We start from the raw sequence: 19,319 nt of genomic DNA on the forward strand, positions 1-19,319 counted from the left end.
TACTTATAAAAGCTGCGATCAACGTGATTTGCCAGTATTACGGCAAAAAGGGAAATTCTAATAACGGGTTGCAGTATGACAACAGCATTTATCAAGTTCAGATTTAAGAACTGGTCAGTTGTTCTAACCGCGTTTTTTCTTCTGCAGTTGCTGCCGATTCTGGCACTAACATTTGGCCTCGCGCCGACCACCGTGCTGTGCCTGTCAGTGCTGGTGCTTCTGTGCACCTTGCCGTTGGCGCTCAATGGCATGGACAGCATCAACCGCACCATCGAGCGCCTGGCCGAAGACACGCGCCTGATCCGCAACCTGGACTTTTCCGGCGAGCAACCCAAGGCCTCGATGTTCCATGAAGTCGACAGCCTCAACCGCAACCACTCCAGCATGAAGGCTGCGCTGCAGCTGCAAACCCAAACCCTGCAAGAAACCCAAGCCAAACTCGCCAGCCTGGTGGAGAACGGCTTGCTGCTGTCATCCGAGCGCGACCGCGATGCGCTGCTCAAGCACATCCTGATGCAGGGCAAGCTGATCTGTAACGCCCAGGCCGCCACCATGTATTTGAAGACCGAGCACGACACCCTGCGCTTCGCCTTGCGCTCGATGGACGACGACCTGCCGGCCAGCGAAATCGTGCTGCACGACCCTGTCAGCGGCCTGCCCAATGAACGTCATGTGTCCACCTACACCGCCTTGCACAACAAGGCCGTGGTGATCGACGACGTGTACGCCGAAACCCGTTTCGACCTCAGCGGCACTCGCCATTTCGATGCCGAGTCGGGCTACCACACCGTGTCGATGCTCAGCGTGCCGTTGGCGCCGCGTCAGGGTGAAGTGATTGGCGTGCTGCAATTTATGAACGCCCTCGACCCGCTCACCGGCGAGGTGGTGGCGTTCTCGCCGCAAGTGCTGTCGTTTGTCGGCGCTTTGGCCTCACAAGCCGCCATCGCCCTGGACAACCACAACCTGATCGACGCGCAGAAAGCGCTGATCGACGCCATGATCGAAATTCTCGCCGGCGCCATCGACGCCAAAAGCGCCTACACCGGCGCCCACTGCGAGCGCGTGCCGGAGCTGGCGCTGATGCTGGCCGAAGAAGCCTGCAAAGTCAGCGAGGGGCCGCTGGCGGATTTCAGTTTCCATTCGGCAGACGAGTGGCGTGAGTTCCGCATCGGCGCCTGGCTGCACGACTGCGGAAAAATCACCACGCCTGAGCACGTGGTCGACAAAGCCACCAAGCTGGAAACCATCTACAACCGCATCCACGAAGTGCGTATGCGTTTTGAAGTGCTGCTGCGCGACGCCCACATCGCGTGCCTGGAAGCGATTCGCGACGGCGTCGACGAAGACGTCGCGCGCGCCGATTACGAGCGGTCCATGGCCCAGCTGCAAGAAGAGTTTGCTTACGTGGCTGAGTGCAACATCGGCAGCGAGCTGATGGCGCCCGAGCGTATCGAACGCTTGCAGCAGATTGGCCAGCGCCCTTGGTTGCGGCATTTCGATGATCGCCTCGGTTTGTCCGAAGGCGAGTTGCACCGCGTCGAGCATTTGGCCGTGGCCGAATTGCCGGCACAGGAAACGCTGCTGGCCGACAAGCCGCAACACATTTTCCCGCGCTCGGCGAGCCGCGAGTACGATCCCAAGTACGGCTTCAAAGTCACCGTGCCGGAACACCTGTACAACTACGGCGAGCTCTACAACCTGAGCGTCAGTCGCGGCACGTTGACGGCCGAAGAGCGCTACAAGATCAACGAGCACATCATCCAGACCATCATGATGCTGGAAAACTTGCCGCTGCCCGCCAACCTCAAACGCGTGCCCGAATACTCCGGCACCCACCACGAAACGCTGATGGGCACCGGTTATCCACGGCAATTGGACAAAGACAAACTGTCGATTCCGGCGCGCATCATGGCCATTGCCGACGTGTTCGAAGCGCTGACCGCCTCCGACCGCCCGTACAAGAAAGCCAAGACCTTGTCCGAGTCGGTGCGCATTCTGGCCAACCTGCGCGACAAGGGGCATATCGATGCCGACCTGTTCGCCCTGTTCCTGCGTAGCGGCATGCCTCAGCGCTATGCCAAGCGCTACCTGCAGCCGGAACAGATCGACGAAATCGACATCGCCGTTTTCCTTCCCGCCTGATCAGTCGACCTTCACCACCCGCGAATCCCCCGTCAGATAAAACTGCCCGCCTGCCACATAGTGCAGGCTGCGCAGTTCGGGGTCGGCGTGTTCGAACTGCCAATGGCCATTGGCAAAGGCGCGGGTGTCAGCCCAGGCGCCCACCACCTCGGCAATAAACAAGTCGTAGGTCTGCTCGTTGTGCGGCTCGGGAATTCGCCGGCAGGCCAGCCAGGCTGAGCAGCCCGCCACGAACGGCAAGTCGTAGCCGGCAAACTCCATTAATTGCACGCCGGCATGGGCGAGCTTGTCAGCGTCGTCGGCCAGGCTGTGGTTGCCCACCGTGTGGGTGAGCTGGGCTTGGGCGGCGGTGGGCACTTGAATCACAAACTCGCCGCTGCCTTCCACCAAGGCGCGGGTGCGCGTGGCTTTGTCGATGACTACCGTGAGCTTGGGCGGCGAAAAGTCCAAGGCGCAGGCCCAGGCGGCGGCCATCACGTTGGTCACGCCGGCATGGCGCGCCGACACCAACACGGTGGGGCCGTGGTTGAGCAGGCGATAGGCTTTGGACAATTCCACCGGGGCGATACTGGCACTCATAGCGATACTCGCGGCTGACAGGGTAGGCCGGCGATAGTAACCGGGGAGGGCGGCTCGATGGGAAAGCTCGGTTTTGCGGCAAGCGTCCTACCCGAACCTTGGTTCACCAAAGCGGCCCACCGCAAATGCCCCTGGTGATGGTGGAGCTGGCGCTGCCCGACGACGCCGACCTGTACGTTCAGCCGGCCCTCAACGAGTTGCCACCAGTCTGGGACCGGCTGCCTGCGGATGCACCGAGCCGCGCCTTCGGCACCGAGTTTCTGCAACGGTCCGGCAAGTTCGGCTTGATCATTCCCTCGGTGGTTAACCCCTTGGCCAACAACCTGGTGCTTACCCCCAACCATCGTGCGCAGTTCGACATCGTCGTGGTCAGTACACACGCCTTTATCTATGACGCGCGGATGTTCAGCGTTCAGTAACGGGGTTCAACCAGAGGCCGCCAATCGATTTTGGCGCCAAAAAAGTGGCCCATCGCACAAAACGCGGCAGACCCAACCCGAGCACCCCTTGGCAAGCCCGCAACGCGCTGACTACAGTGCGCCGAGCGCAGCCCTGCGCCATTAAAAGGACTTAATTCATGCTCGGTCGCCGTCTACTTCCCATTCTCCTGCTCGGTTGTGTGCTGCCGCTTCAGGCTCAGGTGTACACCTGGGTCGACGCCAACGGCCAGAAGCACTTCGGCAACCAACCACCATCCACCCAAGCCGTGCAGGAAGTCAAAATCAACCAAGGCTATGTCAGCGACGGCCCGCCCCCGGCACCCGCTGAATCGAGGAGCGAAGGCAGCGCCTCTGGTAGCGACAAGTCCACGGGTTCGGCCGATGAAAAAATGTGCAGCGAAGCCATGCGCTGGACCGCCATCGACTTGCCCAACCTCAAAGACATCGCCCGCGAACGCAAGCAAGCCGGCACGCTCACCACCGCGCAGTACAACCAAGTGGTCGACGCGATGGATCAGGCAAAAGGCGAAATCACCCTGAAAAACTGCCTGGCCAGTAAGGGCGCCGACCGTAAGCGCTACGAATGTTTGTCTGGCGGCGCCGGCGTCATGGTGTGCTCCGGCGCGTTGGGAAATGCGTTGAAATAAGGCTGGCTCACGCACGGCTTGGTCTGGTTGAAAGCCGAGGTGTTCGACGCACTTCGGTTCCGGCTGGCGGCTACGACAAGAAGACTCAGGCGGGCGATATTCGTGGCGTACTGACAGCGCTGAAAATTGACCACGCCGTGATCGTCGGCCACGACATTGGCACCATGGTCGCTTACGCCTACGCCGCCCGTTATCCGCAACAAACCGACCGCCTGGTAGTGATGGATGCGCCCGTGCCCGGCATTGCGCCGTGGGATGAAATTGTCCGCTCGCCGATGCTCTGGCACTTCGACTTCGGCGGCCCCGACGCCGAGCGCTTGGTCGCCGGCCGCGAGCGTATTTACCTCGACCGCTTCTGGAACGAGTTCGCCGGCGACCCGAAAAAAGTCGACGAAGCCACCCGCCAGCACTACGCCAAACTCTACGCACGCCCGGGCGCCATGCACGCCGCCTTCGCCCAGTTCCAGGCGATTCGCCAGGACGCTGTCGACAACAAAGCCAGCAACGCCACGCGCCTGCCCATGCCGGTGCTGGCCATCGGCGGGGAGAAATCGTTCGGCGCCAATGAAGCCATCGTCATGCGAAACGCGGCCGACCAGGTGACCGAATTGGTGATACCCGGCGCCGGCCACTGGCTGATGGAAGAAGCGCCGGGCCCCACCACCAAAGCTATTCGCGACTTCATTAGTCACTAAAACGCACGCGCAAAAAAGCGGGCCAGCGTATGCCGGCCCGCTTGTTCAGTTGCGCCCTTCAGGCCAGCGAGCAGTCCTTCTTACAGGCATGCACCACCGCCCGGGCCATTTCGCTCAGGTACTGCAAACTGTTGCGCGCCGATCCGCTCTTGGTAGTGGCGTCGCACACCACCAAGTGTTCGATGCAGTCCAGCATGACAGCTGCCTGTTCAAGCGCGTCTTCAACCGGAATGCCGGGGTTCACCGAAAACAGCGGTCGGCCTTCGGTGGGGGAGAAGTGGGTTTGGGTGGTTACGTTGGTATTGGTCTGATTCATGGCGTCCTTTCTCTTGATAATCGGCCGAAATAGCGCACAGCGTGCTTCGAGCCTTCTGCTTGCTTGATGCAACGACCAGGCGATTGGCATAGTCCTCGCTCGTGGGATTGCGGGCTAAGTATTTGCCCGTAATGTGTGATCGTAAAGGCAGGGAGGGAGACGTTTGTGGGTATTGGGAATCGTCTGAGGGAAGAACGGGAACGCCTGGGTTTCAGCCAAACCGAGCTTGCTTTGCGCGGGGGTGCATCGAAGAACAGCCAGTACAACTACGAGAAAGGTGAACGCAGCCCTGACACGGCGTACTTGCTCGGCGTCTCCGTGCACGGCGTGGACATCCTCTATGTAGTAACCGGCGAGCGTGCACCGCTGAAAAAAGAAGGGCTCACAGTGGAGGAGGCCGAGCTGCTTCTGTCCTACCGCGAAATGGCGGAAACGGATCGCACGGCCATCGTGCGCGTTGCGAACGCGTTGGCGAAATCGACGCGCAACTAACCGCTGTGTTCGGTATACGCTCTGCCCTCGATTTATCGGGCGAGCGGCGCAAAAACCTCGCACCTTGTATCGCCCTACAGTGCAGAAAAACCGAAAAGGACCTTCCCCATGCAAGACGCCACCCCGACCCCTGTGGTCGTCACCTTGCCAAGCAGCACCTTCGCTGAACGCTTTACGCCGCTGCGCGCCACCTTGCTCGACCCCGAGGGCGTTTTCAGCGGTTCGCAAATGCATGCCGACCTCACCGCACTCATTCCGCTAGCCAAAGCCCAGGGCGAAAATTCCGCCGAGCTCGCTGAGCTCTATGCCTCGCTGGCGCTGCTACAGGGCAAGCGCGATGAGTGGGAAGAGCAGCGCAGCTTCGGCCTGCAAGCGTTGGCGATTCAGCAGCGCGACCCCGTGCTGCCACCCGACGAGGTGCTGGCGCTGCATTACAGTTTGTCCATGGGCGCTGCCGAGCTGGAGCTGACCGAAGAAGTGATCGAACACCTTCGCGCCGCCATTGCCCTGATTCCCCAAGACCGCAGCCTGGACGTGCGTCAGCAGTTCGGCTTACGTCAGGAGCTGGGTTACTGGCTGCACATTCATGGCGAGTACGCTGCTGCGCTGGCCTATAACCAGCAACTGTTGGCCGACGCTGAAGCCACGTTCGGTGCCGACGAAGCCGAGCTCACCGGCATGCTCACCAACCTGGCGCAAAACGCGTACGAGCTAAAAGACATGGTGCAGAGCGAGGCGTACTTGCAACGCGTGGTGAGCCTGTCGCGCCAGCACGACAAGCTCGATATCGAGCTCGATGGGCTGTTTCAACTCGGCGTGCTGGCCCATGAGCGGGGCGACAACGCCCAGGCCCTGGCCTATTTCCAGCAGCGCGTAGAACTGGCTAAAACGGCAGACGACGACTACCTGCTCGAACGCGCCGAGCAAGACCTCGCCGAGTTTCACCAGCGCGCGAAGCAGTAGAAAGCATGAGCGAAACCCTCGAACTCCCCGACATTGCGAACACCTCCGGCAACCCCATGCGAACCGTGCCGCCGCAAGCGCGAGGCGGCAGCTGGGGCGCGTTTGTGTTCGGCGGCGTATGGGCGTTAAGCAACGGCGTGTGGTTTGGCGCGCTGAGCTTTCTGGCCTTTATGGCGCCGTTTATGGTGCAGCGGTACACCGCGCTCAATACCTTGGCCACGCTGCTGGGCGTCGGCGTGTGGCTGTACATCACCGCACGCGGCCGCACCTTGGCGTGGCGGCATAAACGCTGGGCCAGCTACGCGCATTTTCATGCCGTGCAGCGCAGGTGGTCGAAGGTGGCGAAGGTGGTATTTGGCGTGACGCTGGTGCTGAGCACGGCGTTTGCCGTGGCGTTTTGGCTGATGCTGAGCGTGGCGCTCACCGCGATGAAGGGGTAGGGCGCGAAGCAGTCATCAACGCTTTACCGGAGAGGTCGAGGCAATAGGCCGAACCGTCAGCTCCACGCCCATTGCAATCATCAGTTTATTGATCGTTAAGAAGCGGGTCTTTTCGCCGCCTTTCAGCGATTTATAAAGACTCTCTCGATTAACCCCCGCCGCCTGAGCAACGTTATTTACACCTTTGGCTTTCGCCACTTGGGCCAGGGCATTCAGCAGAATGTGCGGGTCTTGCGATTTCATGCTTTCAGCGAGGTACGCACTGATTTCCTCGGGGGTGTTGAGAAAGCGAGACGCCTCGTAGGGCGTGGTGTTGGACAGATCCACTTCGATGATCGGCATGTCTTGCGGATTGAATGTTGGTTTGCTCATGTTCGATTCCCTCGCGCCGCATTAAAAATTTCTTTCGCGCGCTCTATGCCCCGACGCTGGTCCGACTTGTCGCTGCCCCAAAGCAGCATGTAAGTGGTAAGGCCGATGCGTGTGAAATACACCCGGTACCCTGGCCCAACAAACACCCGTAGTTCGCTCATGCCATCGCCGACGGGCTCGCAGTCGCCGAATGTACAGACGGTCACGTAAGCGTGCCGAACCGTACGTTTCCCGACGAATTCGTGGATAGAAGACCAAGGCTCGATGCAATTGGCCGGAAGCGAGAATTCTTAAGGCGCACCAAGGCCCGCGCTAGCGTACCGTTCCGTGTACGTTCAGCTGGTTTCGGTTCGAAGGTGAGGGCTTTTCCATGAAATGCGTATTTTGGCGTCTGCGCCATTTAGCAATAGCGGCCGTCATCGCTACAGCATCCGGCTGCGCCACGGTGAGCGAAACGTTCAATGAGAACGCGCAATGCGGCGCCCATCCCTATTGTGGAACGGCTACTGAAATTGAGTATTTGAAGGGGTTGACCGATGGGAACGCCGGGCCGCTGGCCGCATTCATTCCGCTGGTGGTTATCGACATTCCGTTGTGCGTGGTAGCCGATACGCTGTTTCTGCCTTACACCGTGTTCAATGGTCCCGCGCCGTCGCGCCCCTAGTGGGAGCGCATTTTGTGCAGGCGATGTGCTGGAGGCTTACACGGATTTGAGTAGTCCCCTCGCCCGCAAACGGGAGAGGGTGCCCGAAGGGCGGGAGAGGGGCTTTGCGTGCAGGCGAAACGACTCAGTCGTCCATCTTGAGTACGGCCTTGACCTTGTCGATGACCTTCAGAATATCGAAAGGCTTTTCCAGCACGTCGATAAACAAGTCCGGTCGCCCCACGCCTAAATGAGCTTGCGCCCCGCTCATTAAAATCATCGGCGTGTTCGCGTGGGTTTCCCGTTTGCGCACCGCTTCGGCGAATTCGATGCCGGTCATGCCCGGCATCATAAAGTCGGTGATGATCAAATCCGGACGTTCGCGGTCGAGAATTTCCAGGGCTTTTTGACCCCGGCCAGCGGTCACGGTGAGGATGCCCTCGTCTTCGAGCGCGTAGCTCAGAATGTCCGCGATCAAATACTCGTCGTCGAGAATCAACACCGTCTTCATAGCGCCCCTGCTGTTTTGCAGAGCACTTGGAAAACAGGCAGGAACGTCGTTGTTCCCGTCGTTGATTGTGTCGCCCAGCGCATGCTTCAGACCTTCTTCACTGATATACCAGGAGTTCCGATGACGACTTCCATCAACGACGGGTCATAAGCGCTATCTCTTATTTTCAGAATCGATAGTTGGCGCTGAAGTTCAGAACCATTTTGCTCAAACCGGACGAGGAGCAGGTTGTCGACGATGCTTGAGAGATCCGGCGCCGGGGCGTCGATCTGGCTGCCGAGCAAACTCTGGATTTCCCAGGTGGCCAGCACGGTCACGCCTCGGGAACGCAGTTCGGCCATCAAGGCCGAATAGAAATCTTGCACCCGTGAACGGTCGGCCGATACGCGCGCCATGCCGCCCAGGCTGTCGATGAATACGCGCTTGATCCCGTACTTCTCGACGGTATCGAGCAAGGCGTAACCCAAGCGATCGATCAGGCCGGCGGTGGTCGAGTTCCACATCACATGGAGTGCGCCACTGGCTTCCATGGCTTTGAAATCATGACCCAAAGCCGCAGCTTTAAGACGCAGGCGCTGTGGCGACTCGTAGAAGCCGAAGTACAGGCCAGGTTCCTGCTCCGTGCACTCGCCAATGAACTCGATGCCAATGGAGGTTTTGCCCGCGCCCGCAGGGCCGGCCACCAGGGTTACGGAAGAGCCTGCCAGACCGCCGCCGATGACCTCGTCGAGCGAGTCGATGCCGCTACTGATACGCACCAAGTAATCGCTGTCGGGGCGCGAGGGACGATTGAAAAAGCTTTCAAAGCGCGGGTACACGATGAGGCCGTCGTCGGTAATTTCGAATTCATGCACACCCGCCAGCGCGCCACTGCCGCGGGTTTTGCGCAGCTTGATGCGGCGTACGGTTCGCGGCCCGATGGCTTCTTCGCCAATCTCAATCACGCCATCGACCATGGTGTGTTCGGGGCTGCCGTCTTCCAACTGTGAACTGGTCAAAAACAAAACGGTGCAGCCGGCAAATGCGGCGTGCCCTTGGAGTTCGGAAATAAACTTTTTCGTGTCGATAGGCGATTCGGCCCGCGAGCGAGCGTTAAGCAGCCCGTCGAGAATCATGACGGTGGCTTTCTGCCGACTGATCTCACGGCGCAACAGCTTCACCACTTCTTCCAACCCTTCGTTTTCCAGGGTGTCGAAAGCGCTGACAAATTGAATGTTTTCGCCGATCTGCGTCTTGTCGAAAAAGCTCAGGGTCGACAAGAAATGAAACAGCCGGTCATGCGGCTCTGCGAGCAGGGTGGCGAACAGTACTCGGCCGCCATTGTTCACGTGATTAAAGCCAAGCTGGTTCGCCAGGATCGTTTTGCCCGACCCTGGCCGCCCTTGAATAATGTACGACGCGCCCGCAACAAATCCGCCCTTCAACAGCGTATCCAGGCCGGCGATTCCACTTTTGAGGCGTTTTAACTGATCCAAACCTAAGCCCTCTGCTGATCTCAACCAGCTTCGAAAGATGCGCGTGCAACGTGGTTGTATGAGGCGCGCATTGTTGCCGGTTTGAGCGCGTATTCCTAGCCGTGCCGTTGATGCACCAACCGCAGACCAGCCAGCGCGTCATGAGCCATTCGGTAGAGATGGGATCGGCGAGAACGTTCAATGCCAATGATTCGACGCTTGAAAAAAATGTGATGGCGTCGAGGCGCGTGCCGGCTGTCACTGTTGGAGTGCGGGCTTACGTTGCGGATTTTTGGCTGTAGTCATAGAACGCCAGCGACGCCAGGTTCTTGTTTTTCGCTTCGAGCATGATGTCGAACCGGTCGAGAAACTGCAGGGCGTAATCGTTAGTCCAGCGGTTCCACATCATGTCGCTGTGGGCATACAGATCACGCTTGGAAACCACCTTCAACAGCTCGCCCATTACCAGTTTTTGCTGCGCATCGAAGCCAAGCGCCTGCAAACTTTCCGGCGGCTGCGAGTAGTGCATGGTGGGGCGCAGCCCGCGCCAGCTGTCGATCACGCGTTGCACTCTCGGATCGTCGGGGGCGATGTACTCGTTCTCGTGAATCCAGCAGTGGTGAATGTCCAGCACCACGGGCGCCAGGTCGGCCATTTTCAGGCAGTCATCCAGCCCATAGGTTTTCTCGTCGTTTTCAAAGGTGATGCAATTGCGCGCCACTTCAGACAGCCGCGCCCACACCGCGCGCGTGCCCTCAACACCCAAGCGCCCGGCGATATGCACGTTGCACTTGAGGTCTTGGAAGCGCTGGCCGTAGCCCATCATGCGAATCATGTCGGCGTGGTATTCGAATTCCGCCACGCTGTTTTCCACCACACCGGGATTCTCCGAACCCAGCACGCAGTACTGGCCAGGGTGAAACGACAAACGAATATTCGCCGCGCGCGCCGCCGTGCCAATGGCGGCAAAGCCATCGACCAATTGCTGCGCGATGGCCGGGTCCTGATAAAAGCCATGCACTTTCGGGTGGCTGTAAAACGGCAGCAAATCGCTGCTCAACCGCAGCATGCGCAAGGGCAGCGGCAGCTCGGCCACGTACGCCAGCAAGCGCAGCTGCGCGGTCAGGTTATGCAGCACCACCTCCAGCAATTTTTCCCGAGCCACCTGCGGCTCCACGCTTTCCATCCAGCGCAAGGTGGTGGTTCGTGGGTTGAAAGGGGTTTCCACCAGTTTTAGCGCCGAGGGCGACAACTCACGGTCTGGGTGTTTGTACTGGCAGGCGAAACCGATTCGAGGGTGAGTCATAACGAGGCCTGGCGAGAGTGGGCGTTGGGGTGCGCAGCTTATACACAGTTAGGTTTGTAGCGTGGCTGGGGTTCACTAATTCTGCGAGACCTCAGGGCGTATTTATGTGCATAAGTTATGACTGCATTGTTCTGGGTGCGGTTTATTGAATAATTCTCGCGCGCTACCGTGGCTGCTCGCTTACCTGTGGAGCATCGCCTGATGAACAGAACCCTTTTAGGTCTCGCCGTATGCGTGGCAAGCCCGTTTGTAGAAACAGCAGCAGGCGCGGGCGAGATTAGCGCCGCGCAGCACATCAGCCGGGCCGGTGAGCAGGCCGCCGTCAAAGGCCCGGATGACTTCTTTACCGGTCCTGTGCGCGTCGAGCCCTTGTTTGCAGCCGACAATGAGATTGAAGTTTCCGGCGCCTACGTCACTTTCGAGCCCGGCTCACGCTCGGCCTGGCACACCCATCCGGCTGGGCAACGCTTGGTAGTGACGTCAGGCATTGGCCTTACTCAAGAATGGGGCAAGCCGGTGCAGCAGATTCACCCAGGCGATGTGGTGGTGTGTCCGCCTGGCGTAAAGCATTGGCACGGCGCAGCGCCTTCCTCGCCCATGACCCATCTGGCACTCACCGGCACGGTGGATGGCAAGGCGGTGGACTGGATGGAAAAGGTCTCGGACGAGCAATACCAAGCCGGCCAATCCCCCGCGCCTCGACCCGAGGCAACACCTGCAGCCACCTCGCAAACGCTGTCGGCTAAACAGCAAGCCATTCCGTTAATGGCGGCGGCCGTGGCGGCGAGCGATCTGTCCGCACTCGACACTGCACTGAACCAAGGCCTGGATGCTGGCCTGACCGTCAGCGAAGCCAAGGAAATTCTGGTGCAGCTCTACGCCTACAGCGGCTTCCCGCGCAGCCTCAATGCCCTGGGGCAACTGATGAAGGTGCTTGAGGCCCGCAAGCAGCGGGGCATCGCCGACGTTCCAGGCCGTGAACCGAGTCGAGCAGCGCCCACTGGCAATGCCTTGCTCGCCGCCGGTACGGCAAACCAGACACACATTGCCGGCGCGCCCGTGCAGGGTCCGCTGTTTGATTTCGCCCCGGCGATCAATCAATTCCTGCAAACGCATTTGTTCGGCGATCTGTTCGAGCGCGACAACCTGGACTGGCAAAGCCGAGAGCTGGCAACCGTCGGCGCACTTGCCGCCACGCCGGGTGCCGAGTCGCAACTGCGCGCGCACATGGCCGCAAGCCTTCGGGTTGGCTTGACCGTTGCGCAATTGCAGCAGGTGGCGCAGGTGCTGGCCGACCACCACAACGCCGACGCGGCGCAACGTGCCCGCGACGCCTTGGCCGCAACGCGCTAGCCCTTACGCCGAATAACGCAGGGCCTCGCGCAGCAGGGTAAAGGCGGGCGAGGCCTGGCGGCGGCTGGGGTAATAAAGGTGATAGCCGGAGTAGGGCGTGCACCAGTCGGCCAACACCTGAACCAGGCGGCCGGCTTCGATATGTGGCCGCAGAATGTCTTCGGGCATAAACGTCAGGCCCAACCCTTGCAGCGCCGCGTCCAAGCGCAAGGCGATGGTGTTGAACACCAGTTGTCCTTCAACCCGTACTTTTAGTGCCTGCCCCTTCTTCGAAAACTCCCACGGGAAAATGCCGCCGTAGGTCGGCAGGCGCATGTTGATGCAGTTGTGCTGCATCAAATCACGCGGCACTTTCGGCCGAGCATGGCGGCTGAAATAGTCCGGTGAGCCGACAACCGCAAAGCGAAAGTCCGGACCGATGCGCACCGCAACCATGTCTTTGGCCACCTGCTCGCCGATGCGCACGCCCGCGTCGTAGCCTTCGGCAACAATGTCGGTGAGGCCGTAGTCGACGATGATCTCGATGTTCAGATCCGGATGGTCTGGCAGCAATTTCCCCAGCATCGGTTGCAGCACCGTGTTGGCCGCATGCTCGCCCGCGGTGATGCGTAATGTGCCGGCGGGCTTGTCGCGAAATTCGCTGAGCAGCGCGAGCTCGTCATTGATCTCTTCGAACCGTGGCGCCACCACCTGCAGCAAATGCTCACCCGCTTCAGTAGGCGACACACTGCGCGTGGTGCGCGCCAACAAGCGCACGCCCAAGCGTTCTTCCAACTGGCGCATGGCCCGACTCAGCGCCGGCTGCGACATACCCAACTTGGCCGCCGCACGGGTAAAACTGCGCTCCTGCGCCACCACCGCAAACAGCGCGATCTGGTCGTAGCTCTCAGTGGTCATTTATGTATTCCCGCTATGAGTTGCCGCCGATTATGCCAGCTGTGCGCAACAGAGCTGCCCGCATGTCGTTTGTAGGAATGGGCGGCGTCGCGTACTGGGCGACCATAGGCAAAGGCACGACCAACGAGGCACCTGGCATGCAACGTCGAACCTTCAGTGACGTGATGAAAAACAAAAACTACCGCTACCTCGACGACGAGAAAACGCCCGCGAGCAAGCAAGCGCGCGTCGGTTTCCTGCTAATCGAACACTTCTCCCTGCCGGCCTTCACCCAAGCCCTCGACAGCCTGGTAACGGCCAACCTGCTGCAAAGCGGCCTGTTCGCCGTGCGCCACTTCAGCCTCGACGGCAATGAAGTGATCAGCGACCTGGGCCTTGTCATTCGCCCAGACGCCATCTTCAACCACGCCTGCCTGAGCGCCCTCGACTTGCTGGTGGTGTGCGGCGGCTACCGCACCGCCTTGCACGCCAGCGCCGACTTGAACCGCCTATTAAAAGACGCCGCCGCCCTGAACATTCCCCTCGGCGGCCTATGGAACGGCGCCTGGTTTCTCGGCAACGCCGGCCTGCTCAACGGCTACCGCTGCGCCATTCACCCCGAACACCGCTCCGCCCTGGCGGAAGTCGCGAAACGAGCCGAAGTCACCAGCGAGCCCTACGTTATCGACCGCGACCGCCTAACCGCCTCGTCTGCTTCTGGCGCGCCAACGCTGATACTGGAATGGATCAAACAACTACACACCCGCGCGTTGGTCGACGGCATCGAAGACATCCTCGCTTTCGAAGCCTCACGCTATCGTCGGGTCAACCCCAAATCCCTCCTGAAAATCAGCGACCCCACCCGCGAAGTGGTACAGCTGATGGAAGCCAACCTGGAAGAACTGCTCGAACTCGACCAGCTCGCCGACTACGTCGGCCGCTCCCGCCGCCAAGTCGAACGCCTCTTCCGCGAACAACTCGGCACCACGCCACAGCGCTACTACCTTGAACTGCGCATCACCGAAGCACGGCGGCTGCTGCAACACACCAAGCTGTCGGTGGCCGAGGTGGCGCTGGCGTGTGGGTTTGTGACGGGGAGTCATTTCAGCCGGTGTTACAGCTCGTATTACGGGTATCGGCCTTCTAAGGAGAGGCGGTTGGTGTGAAGCAACCGTGAGAGTTTGGCGTGCATACTTCGCGACTGTTGCAGCAGGTAAGCGCTGCTGCTTTTGCCACGAGGAGGCGCACCATGGGCACGTTTTTCGACAAGCTTTCAGCGAGTGTTCGCGAGATGGATGAGATCCGTCGGGGAGAGCGAGTCGCGTCTCGCCAATTTCAAATCGACTCTTTGGTTAACGCGAGTTCTTCAGATAGGGAAAGTGCACCACCGGCCAGACGACCCGAGGCCAGCTTTGGATTTGCCCTGAAATTCGCGTTGAAGTTTTTCGGTCTGACGCTTTTGCTAAGCATCATCCCACTGCTTTTCGTCAATCTTCCGCTGGCCATGTCCTTGATCGACTTTGGGAAAGCTCCCGTCTTGCTGATCCCCGTCGCGAACGTTGTTGCTGTGGTGCTTTGCGCAGCTCTGTCCGCGAAACTCATTTTTGCCTGGGGCATAAATGGTTGTGAGTTTTACATTGCGAAGGTGGATGGAGGGGGCGGTAGCGCTGGGGCGCGGTAGCCGAGCGGGTAGTCCGAGGACGAAAAAACCAATAAAAAAGCCCCGCATCAGCGGGGCTTTTTTGTATTTCGAATTCTGGAGCGGGTGAAGGGAATCGAACGCTTGATTTTCAATAGCTTCGTCCAGCTTAGCCCCGCTATGCTTGAGTTTCTGAAAATTCAAATCTTCTTTACGCCGCTTCGGAGGACTTTGTTTTCGACACTTTTTCGACACCACTCACAACAATGGGTCACTTAAAAGCTTTCTTTTAGTTAAAATTATGGAAACATGTGTTTTTAATGAAAAGCTGTTTTTATTAGCTCGGCAGTGTATGTTTTAATAGAAGGGAAGATCATTAATAGAGTTGCTAGCATTCCCAGTGCTGAGTAAATCGTTGGTATTTGATAATAATTTAAAATTGGGCTTTTTTTTGTTGTATATTCTTTTTTTGTTCTTATGCCAATATGCAATATCCTCCTCCGTCACCTGTGCCGATGAAGCGAAGACCCTTCGGCGACCTTCGTCGCTGTATTCACTTATTTTGAAGTCCGGAGCTAATTTTTCTTCCCAGTATTTAATTTCATCATTACTTTTGAAGTGATGAATGATGGTTGGTGCGTGATGAGTACCATTTTTTACGTCTATACCATGTATTTTGAATCATATTGATATAGCGTGCTGTTATCTAATATGCCTTTGTTTTTGAAAAGCATTGCTGCTCTTCTACAAAGAAGGAAGTAGTAGTAATTTTGCTTTAGAGCTTCTGTGCACTCGCCTATGCTTAATTTGAATTCATCTCTAAAGCATTTAATAATGTACATTTGGTAAAGTAGTAGCAGTGTAAAAAAGAGCGTTAAGTTTCCTATATTTATCGAGGCCACTCCAGTGGATATGCTTAGTGGTGTAGATATATTGAATGCCGCCATAAAGATAGATAGAGTTGCAAGCGTTAATGTGTTTTTCTTTAGTTTTTCGAACTCTGATGAGAAGTGTATATGAGGGATTTCCTCTAATATGGAGTCTATACTAGCTTCCCTTGCTCCAAGCATTTCGTATTGAGGTCGCAGCTTTTTCAAAAAGTTAACCCTTTGAAGTTGATATGGTACTTGTCTGAGAAGGACTTTATTGCAGATATTTATTTACCAAGACTATATTACATTCCCTTGCGAGCAACCTATTACATCATCATCAACTGTATAGTTTGGCTTCATGCATTCCATAAGGGGAGTAAAGGGGGCAGATTTATTAGTCGACTCTAATTCAATGTTTTTACTCAAATTACCGAACCTCCACATCACCGCATCACCACATCGCTAAATTTCAAAATCAGCGCCTCACCTGTCTGGTCGACAAATACCAATTTGATCGCGGGCGTTTTGTTCAGCTTAGTGTTGCTCTCTTCAAACGTGAGCGTGACTTTGGTTGGCACGCTACGTACCAACTGGAACTCGAAAAAATAGTTTTCTTCGACGCTACCTACGCGAGAGCTGCTGATTTTTAAAGGCCCGCCCGTTTCGTCGAACAAGCGAGATTCGTTGGCAAATCGGAAGGTGCGGTCCGTGCTCAGATTGGTCAGTTCAAACGTGCAAATAGGCAGCCTTCCGATATTTTCGCAGCCTTCCAATTCGATGCGGACGTTATCGAGAGTTTCAATCCGTTTACCGAGCAGATTATTACCGTCGTTCTCGACGATCTTGGCTTGTAGCTTGGCAAATTCAAACGATGGTTTTGCGTATTCCATTCCGAGCGCGAAGAAGCCAACGCTCAGGAAACTCAATATGCAGAACTGGACGAGGCCTCGGAGCACGGGGGTGAGGTTGCGAATTTGCCAGCCAAATGAAATGGCCCCGAGATAGAGAAACGTACAAACAACCAGCACCACGCTTTTCCAACTCACGAAGCTAAAGCCAAACACGCTGGGGTCCGGCACTGCGTAAGTGATTACTGCCCACAAGGCGCCCAGCACCACGCTTAGACCCGCCATGCCGCGGGTGATCAGAGAAGTGAGCTTATGAGGAAGCGTGGTGTGAGAAAGCGATTCGGATTGGGGCATTTTGGGGGGCACTCCTTTGTTGCCGCTGCATTCGTCCTTGGAATGGCTGATTGCCATCTGGAAATATCATACGCAAAAAAAAGCCCCGCATCAGCGGGGCTTTTTTGTATTTCGAATTCTGGAGCGGGTGAAGGGAATCGAACCCTCGTTATCAGCTTGGGAAGCTGGAGTAATGCCATTATACGACACCCGCTTTTGCGGGGGACTTTGTACCAGAAGCCGCCCAGGAAATGAAGCCCGCCGCGATAAACAGGGCGATGTTTTTCGCGGTGGGCGGGCTTTTCCTTCGTGGGTTACACGGCGATGGCGGTCGTGACCTCGTAGGTGGGGACGCGGCGTTGTTGGCCGGTTTGCAGGAAGCCGAGCATGGCGGTTTGGGTTTGTTGCCAGGCGCCTTTGTGTTCCATGTCGAGGAAATGACCGGCGTTGGTCACGGTGGTGAATTGGCAGTCGTTGAGGTGATTGCCGAACAGGCGCGCGTCAGCGGCGGTGGTGTATTCGTCGTGCTCGCCGTTGATGAATAGCAGCGGCGTGTCGATGCTGTGCAGGCAGGCCATTTGGCAGTGCGTGTCCAGGTGCAGCACTTTGTGGATGTGCGCGTACATCTGCCGGTATTCGTGGTCGTGCAGGTTGCTGATGTGCCGGTGGTTGTAGCGTTTGAACAGCGAGGGCAGGTGTTTGCCGATGGTTTCGTTGACCAGGTGCCCCATGTTTTCGCGGTCCATGGTGTGCAGGTAGAACAGGCCTTTTTCGAGGTAGTCGAGCATCGGCTCGTTCAGCAGCGGCGAGAAGGAGTTGATCACCGCTTTCTCGATACGTTTGGGCCGCTGCGCCAGGGCCAGCAGTGCGGCCACGCCGCCCCAGGAGAAGGACGACACGTAGTCGGCGTCGAAGTGTTCGATCAGCTCGAGCAGAATTTCGGCTTCGTCTTCTTTGCTGATGGGGTGCGCGTGGGCGTTGTGCGCTTTCGATTGGCCGGCGTAGGGCTGGTCGTAGCAGACGACGTTGAATTGCGGCGTCAGGTATTTGAGCGTGTGCGCGAACGAGGCGGTGGTGGCCAACGAGCCGTTAACCAGGATGACGGTTTTACGCGCCGCCGGGTTGGCGTAGTACTCGGTGTGTACGTTGTGGCTGTTTGCATGAACGACGGCGGTTTCTGGCCTCATGTCGTTTTCCTCCTTGGCGCAAGGTGGTGCTCCGGTAAGCGGGGTCGCCGCTAAAAAGAGCCGTGTTGGGCAGACAGCAAAACGCCTGGACATGACAACTGAATGTCAGCCATGAAAATAAGTAAGTTATTGTTTTTAAAGCGGTTAGGATCGAACAACACAGCTGCTGCACGGCGCGGGGAGCGCGTGCGAGAAGGCGGGGTGAACCAGGCAGGAATCCAATTGACGCAGGGCGTCAGTAACCGGGGAAGTGCTTAGATGGTCGTGGTGACTGATAAGTCACGCTCTGACCTTGTGACTCGATTTAAGCAGCCGCCGATTACCACTGCAAGCGCACGGCGGAGCTTTTTTGATAATTAAGCGGCTCTGGCACGGGCTGTCCGATGAGTGACCGGTTTCGCCTGCCGGTCACTCGCATTCACTTTTGTACAACAGCCAGCGTTTCGCCGGTGCTCGGGCAGCTCTGCGCGCCGAGGTAGCGCGAGGTGTCGAGCCATTTTTTCTGCGGGTAGTAGGCGAATACGTAGCTGCCGGTTTTCAGGGTGTCGATCAGTTTGCCGGCAATGGCTGGGCGCACGGCAGGGCAGCCTTGGCTGCGACCGAGCCGGCCAAGACCTGGCACCACTTTCGGGTCGGCATACGCCGCGGCATGCATGACGATGGCGCGCGATTGGCTGTTGTCATTGAAGCCCGGTTCCAGGCCGACCAGGCGCAATGAGCGGCCGTGTTTGCCACTGTAGGTGACGCCGGTTTGGTACAGGCCGATGGAGCTTTGGTAGCTGTTGGGCACGTTGGAGAACGAGGTGGCCAAGTCGGCGCCGCTGTTTTTGCCGTGGGCGACCCATTCTTCGAACAGCAGCTTTTTATGCTTGAGGTCGAACACCCACAGGCGTTTGTCGCGCGAGGGTTTGGAGTAGTCGATGACGGTCAGCAGTTTGTCCGGGTCGGTCTGGCTGGCGCACTGGTAGGCCGTGAGTGCGAGCTTTAAGGCGCTCAGGCTGGCGCTGGGCGCGAGGCGTTGCAGGTCGTTGGCGCTGGGCAAGGTTTGCGCCTGGGCAGCGAAACCGCTGGTAAATGCGAGCAGGCCGAAAACGCCCGCGCAGCGCTGGATAGCGCGTCCCCAAAGAAGTCGAGTGAACAAGCAGAAGGCCCTGTTTGAGTTCGAGTGCGGGCGCATTGTGCACAAATGATCGAAGCCTTCCGATCATTTT

22 protein-coding genes and 1 tRNA gene are annotated in these 19,319 nt (G+C 57.9%); 11 read left to right on the forward strand and 12 right to left on the reverse strand.

The features are described from left to right. The first annotated feature begins 75 nt into the window (after positions 1 to 75). Positions 76 to 2,142, forward strand: a complete 2,067-nt coding sequence (locus tag ACZZ0Q_RS06775; RefSeq protein WP_463539642.1) for an HD domain-containing phosphohydrolase — start codon at positions 76 to 78, stop codon at positions 2,140 to 2,142. On the opposite strand, the gene ACZZ0Q_RS06780 is transcribed toward ACZZ0Q_RS06775, so the two are convergent. Beyond that, a complete protein-coding gene (locus ACZZ0Q_RS06780) occupies positions 2,143 to 2,721 on the reverse strand; it encodes a flavin reductase family protein (RefSeq protein WP_122493796.1) in 579 nt (192 codons plus the stop codon). A 98-nt stretch (positions 2,722 to 2,819) separates the two neighbouring features. Between ACZZ0Q_RS06780 and ACZZ0Q_RS06785 the strand changes: the two genes are divergently transcribed. The 3 genes from ACZZ0Q_RS06785 to ACZZ0Q_RS06795 all read left to right on the forward strand — a co-directional run bounded on the left by ACZZ0Q_RS06785 (position 2,820) and on the right by ACZZ0Q_RS06795 (position 4,503). Beyond that, positions 2,820 to 3,140, forward strand: a complete 321-nt coding sequence (locus ACZZ0Q_RS06785; RefSeq protein WP_463539641.1) for an RES family NAD+ phosphorylase — start codon at positions 2,820 to 2,822, stop codon at positions 3,138 to 3,140. 158 nt (positions 3,141 to 3,298) lie between these two features. Then, positions 3,299 to 3,808: a DUF4124 domain-containing protein gene (locus ACZZ0Q_RS06790; protein WP_463539640.1), complete on the forward strand. Its 510-nt coding sequence runs from the start codon at positions 3,299 to 3,301 to the stop codon at positions 3,806 to 3,808. After that, positions 3,745 to 4,503 (forward strand): alpha/beta fold hydrolase, encoded by a 759-nt coding sequence (locus ACZZ0Q_RS06795; RefSeq protein ID WP_463560395.1) that lies wholly within the window; start codon positions 3,745 to 3,747, stop codon positions 4,501 to 4,503. The genes ACZZ0Q_RS06790 and ACZZ0Q_RS06795 overlap by 64 nt, the downstream gene beginning before the upstream one ends. Before the next feature lie 58 nt (positions 4,504 to 4,561). Here the strand turns inward: ACZZ0Q_RS06795 and ACZZ0Q_RS06800 are convergent, their stop codons facing one another. Next, positions 4,562 to 4,819: a DUF3077 domain-containing protein gene (locus tag ACZZ0Q_RS06800; protein ID WP_463539639.1), complete on the reverse strand. Its 258-nt coding sequence runs from the start codon at positions 4,817 to 4,819 to the stop codon at positions 4,562 to 4,564. Between the two features lie 165 nt (positions 4,820 to 4,984). Here ACZZ0Q_RS06800 and ACZZ0Q_RS06805 point away from each other — a divergent pair, with 165 nt between their 5' ends. The 3 genes from ACZZ0Q_RS06805 to ACZZ0Q_RS06815 all read left to right on the forward strand — a co-directional run bounded on the left by ACZZ0Q_RS06805 (position 4,985) and on the right by ACZZ0Q_RS06815 (position 6,714). Next, complete coding sequence (locus ACZZ0Q_RS06805; RefSeq protein ID WP_463539638.1) at positions 4,985 to 5,311, forward strand: helix-turn-helix domain-containing protein; 327 nt, start codon at positions 4,985 to 4,987, stop codon at positions 5,309 to 5,311. Positions 5,312 to 5,419: 108 nt separating this feature from the next. Then, positions 5,420 to 6,274: a tetratricopeptide repeat protein gene (locus tag ACZZ0Q_RS06810; protein ID WP_463539637.1), complete on the forward strand. Its 855-nt coding sequence runs from the start codon at positions 5,420 to 5,422 to the stop codon at positions 6,272 to 6,274. Positions 6,275 to 6,279: 5 nt separating this feature from the next. Then, positions 6,280 to 6,714: a hypothetical protein gene (locus tag ACZZ0Q_RS06815; RefSeq protein WP_463383424.1), complete on the forward strand. Its 435-nt coding sequence runs from the start codon at positions 6,280 to 6,282 to the stop codon at positions 6,712 to 6,714. Positions 6,715 to 6,729: 15 nt separating this feature from the next. On the opposite strand, the gene ACZZ0Q_RS06820 is transcribed toward ACZZ0Q_RS06815, so the two are convergent. Further along, positions 6,730 to 7,086 carry an addiction module antidote protein gene (locus tag ACZZ0Q_RS06820; protein ID WP_463539636.1) on the reverse strand — a complete coding sequence of 119 codons (357 nt, stop codon included), beginning with the start codon at positions 7,084 to 7,086 and terminating at the stop codon, positions 6,730 to 6,732. Then, a complete protein-coding gene (locus ACZZ0Q_RS06825; protein WP_463542221.1) occupies positions 7,083 to 7,334 on the reverse strand; it encodes a type II toxin-antitoxin system RelE/ParE family toxin in 252 nt (83 codons plus the stop codon). The genes ACZZ0Q_RS06820 and ACZZ0Q_RS06825 overlap by 4 nt, the downstream gene beginning before the upstream one ends. Before the next feature lie 122 nt (positions 7,335 to 7,456). Between ACZZ0Q_RS06825 and ACZZ0Q_RS06830 the strand changes: the two genes are divergently transcribed. Next, complete coding sequence (locus ACZZ0Q_RS06830; RefSeq protein WP_463539635.1) at positions 7,457 to 7,750, forward strand: YceK/YidQ family lipoprotein; 294 nt, start codon at positions 7,457 to 7,459, stop codon at positions 7,748 to 7,750. Positions 7,751 to 7,874: 124 nt separating this feature from the next. Here ACZZ0Q_RS06830 and ACZZ0Q_RS06835 read toward each other — a convergent pair whose 3' ends face one another. The 3 genes from ACZZ0Q_RS06835 to ACZZ0Q_RS06845 all read right to left on the reverse strand — a co-directional run bounded on the left by ACZZ0Q_RS06835 (position 7,875) and on the right by ACZZ0Q_RS06845 (position 11,000). Continuing rightward, the gene (locus ACZZ0Q_RS06835) at positions 7,875 to 8,240 is read right to left on the reverse strand and encodes a response regulator (RefSeq protein ID WP_122493787.1); all 366 of its coding nucleotides are present in this window, start codon (positions 8,238 to 8,240) and stop codon (positions 7,875 to 7,877) included. A gap of 86 nt (positions 8,241 to 8,326) precedes the next feature. Then, positions 8,327 to 9,715, reverse strand: a complete 1,389-nt coding sequence (locus tag ACZZ0Q_RS06840; protein WP_463539634.1) for an ATPase domain-containing protein — start codon at positions 9,713 to 9,715, stop codon at positions 8,327 to 8,329. A 256-nt stretch (positions 9,716 to 9,971) separates the two neighbouring features. Continuing rightward, positions 9,972 to 11,000 (reverse strand): UV damage endonuclease UvsE, encoded by a 1,029-nt coding sequence (locus ACZZ0Q_RS06845; protein WP_463539633.1) that lies wholly within the window; start codon positions 10,998 to 11,000, stop codon positions 9,972 to 9,974. A 201-nt stretch (positions 11,001 to 11,201) separates the two neighbouring features. Here ACZZ0Q_RS06845 and ACZZ0Q_RS06850 point away from each other — a divergent pair, with 201 nt between their 5' ends. Continuing rightward, complete coding sequence (locus tag ACZZ0Q_RS06850) at positions 11,202 to 12,353, forward strand: (R)-mandelonitrile lyase (RefSeq protein ID WP_463539632.1); 1,152 nt, start codon at positions 11,202 to 11,204, stop codon at positions 12,351 to 12,353. Between the two features lie 3 nt (positions 12,354 to 12,356). Here ACZZ0Q_RS06850 and ACZZ0Q_RS06855 read toward each other — a convergent pair whose 3' ends face one another. Continuing rightward, a complete protein-coding gene (locus tag ACZZ0Q_RS06855) occupies positions 12,357 to 13,250 on the reverse strand; it encodes a LysR family transcriptional regulator (RefSeq protein ID WP_463539631.1) in 894 nt (297 codons plus the stop codon). 137 nt (positions 13,251 to 13,387) lie between these two features. Between ACZZ0Q_RS06855 and ACZZ0Q_RS06860 the strand changes: the two genes are divergently transcribed. Further along, a complete protein-coding gene (locus tag ACZZ0Q_RS06860) occupies positions 13,388 to 14,395 on the forward strand; it encodes a GlxA family transcriptional regulator (protein ID WP_463542220.1) in 1,008 nt (335 codons plus the stop codon). Between the two features lie 83 nt (positions 14,396 to 14,478). Then, complete coding sequence (locus tag ACZZ0Q_RS06865) at positions 14,479 to 14,910, forward strand: hypothetical protein (RefSeq protein ID WP_463539630.1); 432 nt, start codon at positions 14,479 to 14,481, stop codon at positions 14,908 to 14,910. Positions 14,911 to 16,183: 1,273 nt separating this feature from the next. On the opposite strand, the gene ACZZ0Q_RS06870 is transcribed toward ACZZ0Q_RS06865, so the two are convergent. The 4 genes from ACZZ0Q_RS06870 to ACZZ0Q_RS06885 all read right to left on the reverse strand — a co-directional run bounded on the left by ACZZ0Q_RS06870 (position 16,184) and on the right by ACZZ0Q_RS06885 (position 19,285). Beyond that, positions 16,184 to 16,999: a hypothetical protein gene (locus ACZZ0Q_RS06870; RefSeq protein ID WP_463539629.1), complete on the reverse strand. Its 816-nt coding sequence runs from the start codon at positions 16,997 to 16,999 to the stop codon at positions 16,184 to 16,186. Between the two features lie 62 nt (positions 17,000 to 17,061). After that, positions 17,062 to 17,135 (reverse strand) — tRNA-Gly (locus ACZZ0Q_RS06875). 100 nt (positions 17,136 to 17,235) lie between these two features. Then, the gene (locus tag ACZZ0Q_RS06880; RefSeq protein ID WP_463539628.1) at positions 17,236 to 18,108 is read right to left on the reverse strand and encodes an alpha/beta fold hydrolase; all 873 of its coding nucleotides are present in this window, start codon (positions 18,106 to 18,108) and stop codon (positions 17,236 to 17,238) included. A 418-nt stretch (positions 18,109 to 18,526) separates the two neighbouring features. Continuing rightward, the gene (locus tag ACZZ0Q_RS06885) at positions 18,527 to 19,285 is read right to left on the reverse strand and encodes a murein L,D-transpeptidase catalytic domain family protein (RefSeq protein WP_463539627.1); all 759 of its coding nucleotides are present in this window, start codon (positions 19,283 to 19,285) and stop codon (positions 18,527 to 18,529) included. Between the last annotated feature and the right edge of the window lie 34 nt (positions 19,286 to 19,319).

The organism is Pseudomonas sp. AC070, assembly GCF_979258635.1.